Raw genomic sequence first — 14,911 nt, 5'->3', positions numbered from 1 at the left:
AAGGCAAAAAGGGATTAACGAGTTGACAATGGGCCGCCCCAAACAGCGCCCCTGGGTGTTTGTCCCCATCTGTTGCCCCTTTGCCGCTCCGCCTCGCAACCCAGCGCGAAGTTCTGGTTTGAACTGCGCCCAAGTTTTGCTATCCAGCTGTTGTGGTCCCGTAGCTCAGTTGGATAGAGCGTAGGATTCCTAATCCTAAGGTCATGAGTTCGAATCTCATCGGGGTCACCACCACCACTTTTCGCCAGGGCAGGACTTAGCCCGGGAACTGAGTGTCATAAGCCTCGCTGATGGCCTCGTAGAGCGCTCCCGCATCAGGCGCCGCCCGAATGAGCGCTCGGGTTTCTTCCGAACGCAGGATGCGCGCCGCAGTCGACAGCAGTTTCAGCGCGGCTGCGCGATCTGTCGCCGGGATCAACAGCACGAAGACGATATCGACCTTGCCCTCATCGATGGCATCGAAATCGACGGGCCGTGCCAGCCGCGCCAATAGCCCGAGGGGCGCCGCGAGACCCGCAACCGTGGCATGCGGAATGGCAATCCCCTGTCCCACGCCGGTCGATCCCAACTGCTCGCGATTGCTGAGCGCGGTGAAAATAGGCTGGGCCCCAACCCCGGACCACGCCGCCGCTTTGGTGGCAAGCGCCTCGAGAACGCTCTGCTTGGACGGCGCGGCGAGATCGACCAGCACGTGCTCCGGCACGAGGAATTCGGAAATCGGCATGCTCGGTGCCTCGCTCACAACGCACCATCCGGCGCGTGCGGCGCCGGAACCTCGTCGGCTTCCCGAAGCCGGTAGCCCACCCCCGTTTCGGTCATGATATACTGCGGCTGATCGGGGGTCTGTTCGATCTTCTGGCGGAGCTGGCGCACATAGACGCGCAGATATTGCACGTCGGTCGACCCGCTCCAGACCTGGTTCAAGAGGTGCTGGTGAGTCAGGACCTTGCCGGCATGCTGCACCAGGATGCGCAGGATATCGTACTCCTTGGGCGATAGCTTCACCTCCTTGCCCGCCACCCGCACGATGCGCTTGACGAGATCGACGCTGAGCTCCCCGGCCTGGAACAGGGCCCGCTCGCCCTGCTGCTGCAGCCGGTGGCGCAGGGCCACCCGGATGCGCGCCACCAGCTCCTTGGTGCCGAAAGGCTTGGTGACATAATCATCGGCCCCCAGCTCCAGCGCCTTGACGATGCCCGCCTCGTCGGTCCGGCTCGACAGGATCAGGATCGGCAGGTCGAACAGCTCATTGCGCCATTTGGCCAGCAGGTCGTGTCCCTGGATGTCGGGCAGGCCGAGATCGAGCAGGATCAGATCGGGCCGGGTCTGCGCGAGCAGCTCATTGGCCTGCCGGCCGCTTCCGGCTTCGAGGATCGTGTAGCCTTCGGTGCCCAGCCCGACCCGCAGCAGCTTGCGGATCGGGGGCTCGTCGTCCACGACCAGAATCTTTATCGAGGATGACGTCATGGCAGTTCTTCCAGTTTGCGCGTGTCGGTCGGGACCGGCAGCCTGATGGTGAAAATGGCGCCCGATCGGTCGGTCCGGTTGGAGGCCACGATGGTGCCACCCATGGCCTCGACAAAACCCCGGCAGATCGAAAGCCCCAGCCCGGTCCCTGCCCGGATATGATCGGCTTTGCGCACCCGATAGAAGCTGTTGAAGATGCGGTCGAGGTCGTCCGGCGGAATTCCTGGCCCCTCGTCGATGATTTGCAGCACGGCCGAGCCATTATCGGTCCAGCCCACGATCTGGATGGCCGAACCGGCCGGGGCGTATTTCGCGGCATTGTCCAGCAGGTTGAACAGCACCTGCTCGAACAGCACCGGATCGAGCCGCAGCATCGGCAGGTCGGGCCGCAGCTCGACCCGAACGTGATGCTCCTCAGTAATCTTGGCGGCGCGGCGCAAGGCGGTCCCCACGATATCGCCGACAAAGTGCAGCGCAAAATTCGGCGCCATGGCGCCCGATTCCAGCCGCGTCATATCCAGCAAGTTGGCAATGAAGCGGTTGAGGCGCTCGGATTCGTCTATCACCGAGGTCAACAGCTCAGCACGGTCCGTCTCCGGAATCGATGTGTCGTAATCGCGTAATGTGCCCGCGGCACCCATGATTGCCGCCAGAGGCGTCTTGAGGTCGTGCGAGATCGAGGTCAGCAGTGCCGAGCGCAGCCGGTCCGCCTCGGCAGCCAGCTTGGCCCGGTCCACATCGGCGACCAGTTGAATGCGCTCGATGGCGAGCGCCGCCTGATCGATCAGCGCATCCAGCAGTCGCTGCTGCTCGGGCGTCAGCAGCGGTCCCTGCTTGTCATTGTCGAGACCGACCACCCCTACAGGACTGCGACCAGTGCGCAGCGGCAGATAAAGCCGCTTGGCACCCGGCAGGGTATCGGCCCCGCGGCCCGCCGGATGATTGTTGTCCCAGGCCCAGTTGGCCGCCGCGATATCGGCATCGACCAGGCTATCGTCGGGCGGATACCCCGCTTTGACGCTGAGCTTGCCCCCTTCGGGCAGCAGCAGCACGACGCGCAGCTTCAACATCGAGGCGATCTGGAAGGCCGTCGCCCACAGCACGTCGTCCAGCGTGCCCGTACCGGCCAGCTTCTTGCTGAACAGATAGAGATCTTCCGTCGTCCTGGCGCGCTGGCGAGCGGCCGAGGCCTGCCTTTGCACCCGCGACGCCAGATTGCTGGCCACCACCGCAACGCCGAAGAAAAATCCCAGCGCGATGACGCTTTCGGGATCGCTGACATTGAGCGTGTAGAGCGGCGCCAGGAAAAAGAAATTGAACGCCAGCGCACCGAGTACCGAAGCCAGGAGAGCTGGGCGCAGCCCCCCCAAAATGGCCGAGGCCAGCACCGCCATCAGGAATGCCGGCGCAACATTGGTGACATTGAGCCCGCGATTGAGCAACAGCCCGAACCCCAGCGCCACACCCACGCAGGCGACACTGAACAAATACGCCTTGACCTGATAGCGCCGCGGCTCAGCGAGCACCACACCGCGCGGCTTGGCCACCTGGTCCTGATCGCTCCCCGCAATCACGTGCACGCTGATGTCGCCGGCCAGTCGGATCAATTCGTGCGAGACCGAGCCTTCGAAATACTCCCGCCATCGCGGCTTGCGCGGTTTGCCGATGATGATGTGGGTGACATTGTTGGCATTGGCATAGCGCACGATCTCCGTCGCCACATCCTGCCCCGGCAGGGTGATCGCCTCGCCGCCCAGCTGTTCGGCCAGCCGCAGGGTAGCGGCCAGCCGATCCTTGTCCTCCTCCGACATCGTGGTAATGCGCGCCGTCTCGACATGCAGCGCCAGCCACGGCGCCCGCAGCCGCTCAGCCTGCCGCCGCGCGTAACGCACCAGCGAGGGTGCACGCGGATGCTCATCAATGCACACCACCACCCGCTCCCCGGCGCCCCATGGCCCCGGAATGGCGTGCGAACGCATATGGGTCAGCAGTTGATCATCCACCCTCTGGGCGGTGCGGCGCAGTGCCAGCTCGCGCAGCGCCGTCAGATTGCCGGGCGAGAAATAGTTCTCGACCGCACGCTGGGCCGTGGTGGGCAGATAGACTTTGCCGTCCTGCAGCCGCTTGATCAGGTCCTGCGGCGTGACGTCGATGATCTCGATGTCGTCAGCCCGGTCGACGATGGAATCGGGCACCGTTTCGCGCACACGAATGCCGGTAATCTGGGCCACCACGTCGTTGAGGCTTTCCACATGCTGGATATTGAGCGTGGTATAAACGTCGATACCCGCGGCGAGGATTTCCTCGACGTCGAGATAGCGCTTGGTATGGCGGCTCCCCGGCGCATTGGTGTGCGCCAGCTCATCCACCAAGACCAGGCTGGGACGGCGCGCCAGGATGGCGTCAATGTCCATCTCGTCGAGGCTCTGGCCGCGATAGTCCACGCTGGCGCGCGGCACGATTTCGAAGCCCGTCACCAGCGCTTCGGTCTCCTTACGACCGTGCGTTTCCACCACCCCAATGACGGCGTCGACCCCATCCGCCAGCTTGGCCCGCCCCGACATCAGCATCTCATAGGTCTTGCCGACACCGGGCGCCGCACCCAGGAAAATCTTGAAGCGCCCGCGGGTTTCCTGTTCGGCGCCTTCCAGCAAGGCGTCGGGAGATGGCCTTCCGTCAGAATTGCGGTTGTCGTCGAGCATTGGCCTGTTCTCTGCTTGGTCGTCCAGGTCCGGGCGCCGCGAACGGCGTCCGGACCTCATAGTGTCACTTGCGCGCGGCGCTATCGAGAGCCAGGTTCAATTCGAGTACATTGACCACGGGCTCGCCCATGAAGCCCAGCACCGGGCTCTCGACGTGCTGATCCACCAGCGTTTGGATCGTGGCCTCATCCACGCCACGGGCTTGGGCGACGCGCTTGACCTGGAAATCGGCGGCCTCCGGCGAGATATGCGGATCAAGTCCGCTGGCTGACGTGGTCACCAAGTCGATCGGGATCGTCCCATCGGGGTTCTCGGCCTTGAGCGCCGCCACATCGGTGGTGACGCGCTCGATCAACACCTTGCTGGTCGGCCCCAGATTGGAGCCGCTCGAGGCAGCCGCGTTGTACCCATCACCCGCCGCCGATGGCCGGCCGTGGAAATATTGCGGCTGGGCAAACGCCTGCCCGATCAGTGCGGAGCCGATCACCCTCCCGTCTTGTTCGATCAGGCTGCCTTGGGCCTGGTGCGGAAAGATGGCCTGGGCGAGACCCGTCATGCCCAAGGGATAGATAAGGCCCGTAATGATGGTCAGGATGACGATCATGAAGATCGCAGGCCGGATTTGCTTAAGCATCGGAATTGTCCCGAAATGGTGGTCGCACGTTGCGAGCCGGAGCGTTGCGTGGTGTGGTGGTCGACCTCATCGCTAGATGAGCCCGATCGAAGTGATGGTCAGATCGATTGCCTTGATGGCGATGAAGGGCACGATGACGCCGCCGAGCCCGTAGATCAGCAGGTTCCGGCCGAGCAGCGCCCCCGCCCCGACCGGGCGATATTTGACGCCGCGCAGCGACAGCGGAATCAGCGCCACGATAATCAGCGCATTGAAGATGATCGCCGACAGGATCGCGCTTTGCGGGCTGTGCAGCCCCATCACATTGAGGCCGGACAATTGCGGATAGAAAGCCAGGAACATCGCCGGGATGATGGCGAAATACTTGGCGATATCGTTGGCGATCGAGAACGTGGTCAGGGCGCCGCGCGTCATCAGCAACTGCTTGCCGATGCCGACGACTTCGATGAGCTTGGTCGGATCGCTATCGAGATCGACCATATTGCCCGCTTCACGCGCCGCCACCGTGCCGGTATTCATCGCCACTCCCACGTCGGCCTGCGCCAGGGCTGGCGCATCATTGGTGCCGTCGCCGCACATGGCCACGAGCTTGCCCTTGGCCTGTTCCTCGCGGATCAGCGCCAGCTTGTTCTCCGGCGTCGCCTGCGCCAGGAAATCGTCCACCCCCGCCTCGGCCGCGATCGCCGCCGCGGTCATCGGATTGTCGCCAGTGATCATCACCGTACGGATGCCCATGCGGCGCAGTTCGGCGAAGCGCTCCTTGATGCCGCCCTTGACGATGTCCTTGAGGTGGACGACGCCCAGCAGCTTGCCGTCGCGCACCACCGCCAGCGGCGTGCCGCCCGATTTGGCGATCTGGTCGGCTATGGCCTGCAGGTCGGCAATGGTCTGGCTCGAGGCTTTTGGGCTGGCACCGGCGGAGGTGGACAGGCTGACATAAGCCAGCACCGCGTCGACCGCGCCCTTGCGGATCGACGACCCGTCGAGGTCCACGCCGCTCATCCGCGTCTGCGCGGTAAAGGGCACGAACGTCGCATGCAGGCTCGCCATATCCCGCTCGCGAATGCCATATTTCTCCTTGGCCAGCACCACGATAGACCGCCCCTCAGGCGTCTCGTCGGCCAGCGACGCGAGTTGGGCGGCATCGGCCAGTTCCTGCTCGGTCACGCCCTGGACGGGGTGGAACTCGCTCGCCTGCCGATTGCCCAGCGTGATCGTGCCGGTCTTGTCGAGCAGCAGCGTATCGACGTCACCGGCGGCCTCAACCGCACGGCCCGACATGGCCAGCACGTTGAAACGGACCAGCCGATCCATGCCCGCAATGCCGATGGACGATAGCAGCGCGCCGATCGTCGTGGGGATCAGCGTCACGAACAACGCCACCAGCACGATCACCGGCACCGCACCGCCCGCATAGCTGGCAAAGAACGGAATGGTCACCACCGCCAGCACGAAAACCAGAGTGAGACCGGCCAGCAGGATATTGAGCGCGATCTCGTTGGGCGTTTTCTGCCGTTCGGCGCCTTCGACCAGCGCGATCATCCGGTCGATGAAGGTCGAACCCGCCGCCGCGGTGATGCGCACCTTGATCCAGTCGGACAGCACCTGCGTGCCCCCCGTCACCGCCGAACGGTCGCCGCCCGATTCACGGATCACCGGTGCGGACTCCCCGGTAATGGCCGCCTCGTTGACCGACGCCACCCCTTCGATGACTTCACCGTCGGACGGAATGATATCGCCGGCCCCCACGATAACGACATCGCCGACCTTCAGGCTATTGCCCGCCACCAGCCGGAACTTGGTGCGATCATCCCCCGACAGCAGCTTGGCTTCGGTCTCGGTGCGGGTCCGGCGCAAGGACTCCGCCTGCGCCTTGCCGCGCCCCTCGGCCACGGCCTCCGCGAAATTGGCGAACAGCACGGTGAACCACAGCCAGATCACGAGCTGCAGCGAAAAGGCGAGGTTACCGCCTCCCGTCGCCAAATCCTTGATCAGCAGAACCGTGGTCAGCGCTGACACCACGGCGACGACGAACATCACCGGACTTTTGATCAGCGTGCGCGGATCGAGCTTGGTGAAGGCACCGCCCAGGGCAGGGACGAGAATGCGAGGGTCCAGAATACTCGTTGATTTGGACTGGCTCATGGATAACTCCAGCATGGATGACTGCGACGCGATCTCTCGGATCGCCGCGAACAATTGGGACAGGGGGCAGCGACGGACCCGGCCTAGAAGGTCTGACCCGCCAGCATGGCGAGGTGCTCGACGATCGGCCCGAGCGCCAGCGCCGGAAAGAATGTCAGCCCGCCCACGACGATGATGATGCCCAGCAGCAGCCCGACGAACAGCGTGCCATCGGTGGGCAGCGTGCCACCCGATGCGGGTACGGTCTTCTTGGCCGCGAGGGACCCCGCAATGGCCAAGGCCGGGATGATGACGAGGAACCGCCCCATCAGCATGGCGATGCCGATGGTGATATTGTACCAGCCCGTATTGCCGGACAGCCCGCCAAAGGCCGAGCCATTATTGGCCGTGGCGGACGTATAGGCGTAGAGAATTTCCGAGAAGCCGTGCGGCCCGGGATTCCAGATCGAGGAGGCGCCAGCCGGCAGCACTGTTGCCAACGCCGTAAAGCCGAGCATCGCCAAGGGCAGGCAGAGGACGGCGAGCATCGCCATCTTGACCTCCTTGGCCTCGATCTTCTTGCCCAGATATTCGGGCGTCCGACCCACCATCAGGCCCGCCACGAAAATGGCGATCACGACAAACAGGATGATGCCGTAAAAGCCCGCGCCAACGCCGCCGATGATGATTTCGCCCAGCATCATGTTGATCAGCGGGATCATGCCGCCAAGCGCCATGAAGCTGTCATGCATGGCATTGACCGCCCCGCATGAGGCCGCCGTGGTGATGACCGCGAACAGCGCCGACAGCGGAATGCCGAACCGGACTTCCTTGCCCTCCATGTTGCCGCCCTCGAGACCAAGCGCATGCAGTAGCGGATTGCCCGCGGCTTCAGCCCAATAGCAAACCGCCACGCCGGCAATGAACAGCACGCCCATCGTAGCCAGGATCGCCCAGCCCTGTTTCTGATTGCCCACCATGCGGCCGAACACATTGGTCAAAGCCGCGCCGATGGCGAAGATCGACACCATCTGGATCAGGTTCGACAATGCGCCCGGATTTTCGAACGGATGAGCCGAATTGGCATTGAAGAAGCCGCCGCCATTGGTGCCCAGCATCTTGATCGCCAGTTGCGAAGCCACCGGCCCAACCGCGATAGTCTGCTGGGCGCCTTCAAGCGTCGTCGCGTTGACATAGGCGCCCAGCGTCTGCGGCACGCCGAGATACACATAGACCAGCGTCAAAACCACGCAGAGCGGCAGCAGGATGTAAAAGGTCGACCGGGTCATATCGACCCAGAAATTGCCCAGTGAACTCACCGACTTGCGCGAGAAACCGCGGATCACCGCCAGCGCGACGGCCATGCCGGTCGCCGCCGAAACGAAGTTCTGTACCGTCAGACCTGCCATCTGGGTCAGATAGCTCATGGTGGCCTCGCCACCGTAGTTCTGCCAGTTGGTATTGGTGACGAAGCTGGCGGCGGTGTTGAAGGCGAGCTCGGGGCTCACTGCCCCCATGCCGGCCGGATTGAGCGGTAAGGCGCCCTGGAAGCGCTGCAAGCCGTAGAGCACAAGAAATCCAGCAAGATTGAACAACACCATCGCCATTGCGTAGGTGGTCCAGTGCTGTTCCTCTTTTTCGCTGGTTCCGCTCACGCGGTAGAGCAACCGCTCGATGGGGCCGATCACCGGCGACAGCCAGGTGCGGTCGCCGTTATAAACGCGCGTCATGTAGCCGCCCAGCGGTTTGACGAGCAAGATGATGATGCCGCAGAACACGGCAATCTGAATCCATCCGATCAGGGTCATGATTGTGTCTTTCGGCGCTCAGAAGCGCTCAGGTCGAACGAGGGCGTAGACCAGGTAGGCCAGCAGGAACACCGTCACGCCGCCACCCAGAATGTAATCGACAAGCATGCTCACTCTCCCCGTTACAGCCTGTCGCAGGCTTTGGTGTAGGCCAGGGCCAGCGCGAAAAATGCCAGCCCTATGCCCAAAACGATGATGTCCATGACCGTGTGTCTCCTTGTTGCGTCGCAGACGCGGCACTGCCCCGCTGCCGGTGGGACAGCGATGGTCGAAGCCTCGATTTCGAGTGGAGATTGGACCCGAACCGCATAGGAATTCGAGACGGGGCTACGGCCTGCTTTATAGGAATTTCATATATGAAATCGTCACGACGGGACGTCCGATGACGCCCCCCCGATCGGCAACGTGGCGCGCACATTCGACTGACACGTCATCGAACCGCCGCAGTGAGACGGTTAGTCACATCCCTCGGGAGCCCGGCAATTTAGCGAAATTGTCGAAATATTTAGACTTTGAACGTTCTTTCCTAAACTTGGGATCGCGTTCGATCAGCGTCTAGGCCGCCCCCTGCCCCTTATGTCAGTGCAAGGATTTGCCAGTGTCCGTTTTGTCGTTTTCCAGATCAGCCGTCGCGCCAGTCCTGGCCATTGCTCTCGCCACGACGTTGGCCGCCTGCAGCATGGGCGGCAGTGGCGGCAACACCAGCATGGCGCTGGCGTCGGGTCTGTCGGCACGCATGGATCAGCCCAATACCTCGCTCGATCGCGCCCAGGCCGTCGGCATGGTCAATGCTTACCGCGCCACCCAGGGCCTGCCGGCTCTGGCGCCCGATAGCGGCCTCGACGGCACGGCTCAGGCGCTGGTCAACCAATATGCCTCGACCGGCGTTGCCCCCAAGACTCCCGGCGGCGTCACCATGAAGCTGAGCGCCGGCTACGCCACCTTTGCCGAGACCTTTTCGGGCTGGCGCAACAATCCCGCCGATGCTGCGGGCATGACCGCCAACGCCACCAAGGCCGGCGTCGCCGCCGCCTTCAACGCCGACAGCAGCTACGGCGTTTACTGGGTGCTCGTCCTTGGCAATTGAGCCGGACCTGGTCGACGCACGCGGGCTCAAATGCCCGCTGCCGGTCCTCAAGATGGAAAAACGCCTTGAGACACTAGAAGCCGGCGCCACCCTCGTGGTGCTGGCCACGGACCCGATTGCCCGGATCGATATCCCGCTCTATTGCCGCCAAAACGGCCATGACTGCGCCATGACGCAGGATGGCGAGGTCATGCGCTTCGACATCGTCAAGCAGCCTAGTTCGTGAAATTTGGCCGCGGCCGCGGGAATGGCACGCTGCCATCCGCTGACACGCTTGGCCGCAAATCCGCGGTCACACCCAACTGTTCGGCGACGGCCACCGGAAAGATCGTCGTATGCGGCGGCCGTGGCCGTGGCAGCAGAACACCAGCCCGCACCCGGCCCAGATTGGTGGCCTGATAGGAATTGGCCGCGATCACATCGTTGAGGTAGCTCGGCTGCCCCTTCATTCCCATTGGGAAGGCGGCTTCCTGCGCCTTGACGTAGACCGCTGCCTCCTTGCCGCAGATCTGCGCGCGCATATTGACCGGGGCAACATTGGGGCTGTTGACCAGACCCAGTACCGATTGCCCGGTCCCCGCTGCGGAACCCGAAAAACCGCGCAGCGCCAGTTCGGCCGTCCGCTCATTGCGGTCACGGCCCGACGACGCACCCAGCACGACTGCCAGCAGCCGGCGACCATTGCGCTCGATGGTGGCAACCATATTGAGCCCCGATGCGCACACGAAACCGGTCTTCATGCCGGTCGTGCCGGCAAAGCTGGTCAAAAGCTTATTCTCGGACTCCAGCACCTTGCCGCCCAATTGCACCGCCTGGGTGCGAAAGATCGGATCGTATTGCGGATAAGTCTGGCGGATATAAAGCGCCAGCACCGCGAGGTCCCGCGCCGACATGCGCTGTTCGGGATCGTCCAGCCCGTTGGGATTGGCGAAATGGGTCGCCGTCAGCCCCATGCGCGCGGCCGCGTCGTTCATCTTGGCGACAAACCCGGCCTCGCTGCCCCCCACCGTCTCGGCAATCGCCATGGCGACATCGTTGGCCGACTTGACCAGCATCACATAGAGCGCGTCCTTCATGGTCATCGCGCTATCGACCGGCAGGCCTGACTTGCTGGGCGCCTGGTTGATGGCATGGCGCGACAGCACAACCGGAGTATCCAGCGTGATCGTCCCCTTGGCGATCTCCTCAAAGGCCACATAGGCGGTCATCAGCTTGGTCAGCGATGCCGGATGCCAGGGCAGGCCCGCATCGTCGGCATAGAGCACTTCGAGCGTGTCCATATCCACCAGCAGCGTCGGATTGGCGCGCGCCAGCCCGAGCATGGAGGAAAGAGACACAAACACCGCAAGGGCAAAAACACAAAGCTGTCGGGCAAGCTGCACGAGGATCAGGCTCCGGAACAATCGCAGAAATCGGGCGTCTCTAGAGGCTATTTGGAAATTCACTCTGGTGAGTCAGCTGCTGGGATTTTCGAGACCCGGAGCGCAGCGTACGTTTTGTACGTGAGCACCGGAAGCGCACAAAAGCCCGGCGGATGGCCGCCAGAGTAGAATTTACGAACAGCCTCTTAGCAGCGGCGGGCGCCGATCTCAATGCGGCAGCCCGACGCTGACAGGGTTTTGAACCCTGCTGACACGATTTGGCGGCCGGCGCGTTTATCCCAGAGGTCAACAAGCAAACAGGAGCGCCGTCATGACCAAGATCGTCACCATCCTCACGCCCGGCTTTGCCGATTGGGAAACCGCCCTGCTGAACGCCGCGTCCCACAGCTATTACAAGATCGATACCCACTTCGCGACCGAGGGCGGGCAGCAGGTAACCTCCGCCGGCGGCATGCGGGTCACGCCCGACCTTGCCATCGCCGATATCGACCCGGCCCAGCTCGATGCCTTGATCATCTGTGGCGGCGACGCCTGGGCCAAACCGGGCGCCCCCGACCTGTCCGACCTGCTGCGCCGCACGCGCGATGCCGGCAAGACCGTTGGCGGCATCTGCGACGGCACGCTGGCGCTGGCGCGCTCGGGCGTGCTCGACACCGTGAACCACACCAGCAATTCCGCCGACAACCTGACCCCGACCGGCTATGCGGGCGCCAGCCACTACGAGGACCAGCCCAGGGCGGTCGTTGACGGCAAAATCGTCACCGCGCCCGGAACCGCGCCCGTCAGCTTCATGGCCGGCGTCATGCAAACGCTTGGCCTCAATGACGATAACCTCAAATTCTATGTCGGCCTGCACGCCGCCGAGCATCGGGCGGCCTAGGAACCCCATCATTCCCGTGCGGACACCCGCCCTGCTTCCGGCCTCCAAGCTCAGGATGGATCGTCCGCACGGGAATGCCTTACCAAAGAACATATTTGCCCCCTAGGCACGAATAGGAACCATCACTATATTGGGGTTCAAGAAACTCTTGAACCCAAGGCATCGATAATGTCCCTCAAAGACACTGCCCAGGCTTCCAACTGTACGGCCATGTCCGATGTGCTCAACCGCATCGGCGACAAATGGAGCGTCATGGTGGTGGGCATCCTGTCGCGCAGCGGCACCATCCGCTTCAACGAACTCAAGCGCTCGATCAACGGCGTTTCCCAGCGCATGCTGACGCTGACGCTGCGCAATCTGGAACGCGATGGCCTGGTTACCCGCACCATCTATCCCGAAGTGCCGCCCCGCGTGGAATACGGCCTGACCGAGCTGGGCAAGACCCTGACCGGCCCGATCAATTCGCTCTGGGACTGGTCGGCCGAACACCATGGCTCAATCATCGACGCCCGCAGCATTTACGACGACCGCCAAACCGCCGTCGCCGCCGAAGCTCCGCGCAAGATCGCCTACGCGCGAGGCTAAGCCTTGTGGACGCGCCAGGTCCTCGCCGAACACTGCGCCGCGCTAGGCCTCGAGCGCGGCGATAGCGTTCTGGCCCATGCCGGCCTGCGCTCGGTCGGCCCCATCCTGGGCGGGCCCGACGCGCTGATCGCAGCCATCGGCGACGTCATCGGCCGGGACGGAACACTGCTGGCCTATTGCGACTGGGCTTACGACGATCGCGATTATCCGGACCGCAGCCTGCGAGCCCATGTCCCGCCTTTCGACCCGGCGGCTTCCCGCGCCACCCGCGACAATGGCGCCTTCCCCGAATTGCTGCGTACTACGCCCGGCGCCCGTCGCAGCGATAATCCCGGTGCTTCGATGACCGCGTTGGGTGGCCGTGCCGTCTGGTTCACCGCCGATCACGCGCTCGATTATGGCTACGGCCCGCAATCGCCGCTCGGCAAGCTGGTCGCTGCCAATGGCAAGACCACGCTGATCGGTGCGCCGCTAGACACCATGACACTGCTGCATCATGCCGAGCATCTGGCCGATTTCCCCAACAAGCGCATCCGCCGCTACGAAAGCCCGCTGCTGATCAATGGCGAAACCGTCTGGCGCCAGTTCGAGGAATTCGACACCTCCCACTCTCCCGACGGCCTGCCCGAGGACTATTTCGTCGAGATCGTGGAGTCCTTCCTTGCCACCGGAAACGGAAAACGCGGCACCATCGGCGCCGCGTCCTCGGTTCTGGTCCCGGCTCCCGCCATCGTGGCGTTCGCCGTGAACTGGCTGGAAACCCGGCTCAGATCAACGCCGTGATCTTTTTCTTGCGCCAGACGAACTGATACCAGCTGGCCTGCAGGATCAGCATGGTGGAAAAGCTCGCCGCATAAGCCCACCAGATGCCGTGCAGCCCCAGGCTCGTGCTCGACAGCCAGATGGCGCCCGGCAGCTCGACGCACAGGATACACGCCAGCGACAACACCATCGGCATCAGCACCGTGCCGGACGCCCGCATGATCCCGGAAAACACTGCGCTCAGCCCGAACAGCACCACGCTCCACAACACGATATGCAGCAGCTGTTCGGTCATCTCGATCACCGCCGGGTCGGTGATGAACAGCGCCACCAGATGTCGTGAGAACAGATACGAGATCAGCACCAGCGCCCCGGTAATGATCAGGTTCATCACCAGCCCGGTGCGAGTAATCGCCCGTAACTGGTCGACCTGCCCCGCCCCGATCGCCTGCGCCCCGAAGATCGAGGCCGCGATCGCAATCGACATCGCCGGAAACTGCACATAGCTCAGCACCTGGTTGACCGCCCCATAGGCGGCCGTCGCGTCGGAGCCGAAGCGGTTGATCAGCCCCACCACCACAATCGCCGAAATCGACGACACCACCATCTGCACACCGGCCGGAATACCCAGCCGCAGCACCATCAGGAACAGGCCCGGATTGATCCGCAGATACCCCACCAGTACCCGGTCCGGCGCCAGCGGATGCTTTTTCGCCCGCATGTAGAAAAACAGGAACACCAGCACCAGGGTAAATCCGGAGATGGTCGCCACCGCGGCCGCCATGATGCCGATCTGCGGCAGCCCGAACCAGCCCAGGATCAAGGCCGGCGTCACGATCAACCCAACGCCCAGCGAAATCACCAGCGACACCAGCGGCGTCACCGTATCGCCGACACCGCGCAGCACCGAGGTCGCCATCAGGAAGATGAACAGCCCCGGCATGCCGATCAGCAGCACTCGCGCATAACTGGTCGCCGGCTCCAAAATATTGGCCGGCGCACCCAGCAATTGCATCATCGGCGCGGTGAAAAAGATGCCGAGCAGCGCCACCAGCAACCCCAGCAGAAAAGTCGCCGTGAAGGTCGTGCCGGCCACTTCCTTGACCTTGTCGACATTGTGCGCCCCCCAGGCCTGCCCGATCAGCACCGTCGCTCCGGAGCTGAGCCCGATGACGAACGAGATCAGGAAGATCATGATCGGGAAAAACACCGACACCGCCGCCAGCGCATCCACGCCCAGCAGTTGGCCGATATAGATATTGTTGAGCGTGCCCGATAGCGACTGCAGGATATTGGCGGCCATCAACGGCACGAGAAAAATAAGAAACCGCTGCCAGAGCGGTTTGGGTACGGGGTTCATCCGTGCTCTCCAAGACTTCAAAAAATGCGCGTCACGTCACAGGCCCACAAATGCAGCATAGCTGCCGGGACCTGTTTACACCCCGAAAACGGAATGCCGGCTGGACGGGCGCGGAAGGCT

At 63.2% G+C, this 14,911-nt stretch carries 14 protein-coding genes and 1 tRNA gene; 6 read left to right on the top strand and 9 right to left on the bottom strand.

The window, feature by feature from the left end; translation table 11 throughout:
* The first annotated feature begins 154 nt into the window (after positions 1 to 154).
* Positions 155 to 231 (top strand) — tRNA-Arg (locus ABIB57_RS15970).
* Positions 232 to 256: 25 nt separating this feature from the next.
* Here ABIB57_RS15970 and ABIB57_RS15965 read toward each other — a convergent pair.
* From ABIB57_RS15965 to kdpF, 7 genes are all read right to left on the bottom strand, one after another.
* Complete coding sequence (locus ABIB57_RS15965) at positions 257 to 742, bottom strand: PTS sugar transporter subunit IIA (RefSeq protein WP_354042101.1); 486 nt, start codon at positions 740 to 742, stop codon at positions 257 to 259.
* On the bottom strand, positions 739 to 1,467 hold the full coding sequence (locus ABIB57_RS15960; protein ID WP_354042100.1) for a response regulator transcription factor: 729 nt from the start codon (positions 1,465 to 1,467) through the stop codon (positions 739 to 741). Before ABIB57_RS15960 ends, ABIB57_RS15965 begins: the two co-directional genes overlap by 4 nt.
* Positions 1,464 to 4,169 (bottom strand): DUF4118 domain-containing protein, encoded by a 2,706-nt coding sequence (locus ABIB57_RS15955; protein ID WP_354042098.1) that lies wholly within the window; start codon positions 4,167 to 4,169, stop codon positions 1,464 to 1,466. The genes ABIB57_RS15960 and ABIB57_RS15955 overlap by 4 nt, the downstream gene beginning before the upstream one ends.
* 64 nt (positions 4,170 to 4,233) lie before the next feature.
* A complete protein-coding gene (gene kdpC, locus ABIB57_RS15950; protein WP_354042097.1) occupies positions 4,234 to 4,803 on the bottom strand; it encodes a potassium-transporting ATPase subunit KdpC in 570 nt (189 codons plus the stop codon).
* 72 nt (positions 4,804 to 4,875) lie between these two features.
* On the bottom strand, positions 4,876 to 6,948 hold the full coding sequence (gene kdpB, locus ABIB57_RS15945; RefSeq protein WP_354042095.1) for a potassium-transporting ATPase subunit KdpB: 2,073 nt from the start codon (positions 6,946 to 6,948) through the stop codon (positions 4,876 to 4,878).
* An 83-nt stretch (positions 6,949 to 7,031) separates the two neighbouring features.
* Positions 7,032 to 8,735 (bottom strand): potassium-transporting ATPase subunit KdpA, encoded by a 1,704-nt coding sequence (gene kdpA / locus ABIB57_RS15940; protein WP_354042094.1) that lies wholly within the window; start codon positions 8,733 to 8,735, stop codon positions 7,032 to 7,034.
* A gap of 18 nt (positions 8,736 to 8,753) precedes the next feature.
* The gene (gene kdpF / locus ABIB57_RS15935; RefSeq protein WP_299725096.1) at positions 8,754 to 8,843 is read right to left on the bottom strand and encodes a K(+)-transporting ATPase subunit F; all 90 of its coding nucleotides are present in this window, start codon (positions 8,841 to 8,843) and stop codon (positions 8,754 to 8,756) included.
* A 490-nt stretch (positions 8,844 to 9,333) separates the two neighbouring features.
* On the opposite strand from kdpF, the gene ABIB57_RS15930 reads away from it, so the two are divergent.
* The gene (locus ABIB57_RS15930) at positions 9,334 to 9,822 is read left to right on the top strand and encodes a CAP domain-containing protein (RefSeq protein WP_354042092.1); all 489 of its coding nucleotides are present in this window, start codon (positions 9,334 to 9,336) and stop codon (positions 9,820 to 9,822) included.
* A complete protein-coding gene (locus ABIB57_RS15925) occupies positions 9,812 to 10,048 on the top strand; it encodes a sulfurtransferase TusA family protein (protein WP_354042091.1) in 237 nt (78 codons plus the stop codon). Before ABIB57_RS15930 ends, ABIB57_RS15925 begins: the two co-directional genes overlap by 11 nt.
* Here ABIB57_RS15925 and ABIB57_RS15920 read toward each other — a convergent pair.
* Positions 10,038 to 11,159 carry a D-alanyl-D-alanine carboxypeptidase family protein gene (locus ABIB57_RS15920; protein ID WP_354042089.1) on the bottom strand — a complete coding sequence of 374 codons (1,122 nt, stop codon included), beginning with the start codon at positions 11,157 to 11,159 and terminating at the stop codon, positions 10,038 to 10,040. The genes ABIB57_RS15925 and ABIB57_RS15920 overlap by 11 nt on opposite strands.
* Positions 11,160 to 11,514: 355 nt before the next feature.
* On the opposite strand from ABIB57_RS15920, the gene ABIB57_RS15915 reads away from it, so the two are divergent.
* From ABIB57_RS15915 to aac(3), 3 genes are all read left to right on the top strand, one after another.
* Complete coding sequence (locus tag ABIB57_RS15915; RefSeq protein ID WP_354042088.1) at positions 11,515 to 12,084, top strand: DJ-1/PfpI family protein; 570 nt, start codon at positions 11,515 to 11,517, stop codon at positions 12,082 to 12,084.
* A 168-nt stretch (positions 12,085 to 12,252) separates the two neighbouring features.
* Positions 12,253 to 12,669 (top strand): winged helix-turn-helix transcriptional regulator, encoded by a 417-nt coding sequence (locus ABIB57_RS15910; protein ID WP_299725112.1) that lies wholly within the window; start codon positions 12,253 to 12,255, stop codon positions 12,667 to 12,669.
* A 3-nt stretch (positions 12,670 to 12,672) separates the two neighbouring features.
* Positions 12,673 to 13,452, top strand: coding sequence for an aminoglycoside 3-N-acetyltransferase (gene aac(3), locus ABIB57_RS15905; RefSeq protein ID WP_354042087.1), 780 nt, complete (start codon positions 12,673 to 12,675; stop codon positions 13,450 to 13,452).
* Here aac(3) and ABIB57_RS15900 read toward each other — a convergent pair.
* Complete coding sequence (locus ABIB57_RS15900; protein WP_354042086.1) at positions 13,436 to 14,791, bottom strand: MATE family efflux transporter; 1,356 nt, start codon at positions 14,789 to 14,791, stop codon at positions 13,436 to 13,438. The two genes, aac(3) and ABIB57_RS15900, sit on opposite strands and share 17 nt — an antisense overlap.
* Between the last annotated feature and the right edge of the window lie 120 nt (positions 14,792 to 14,911).

The organism is Devosia sp. UYZn731 (assembly GCF_040546795.1).
GTDB lineage: Bacteria > Pseudomonadota > Alphaproteobacteria > Rhizobiales > Devosiaceae > Devosia.
This window is presented reverse-complemented; position numbering and strand designations above follow the sequence as displayed.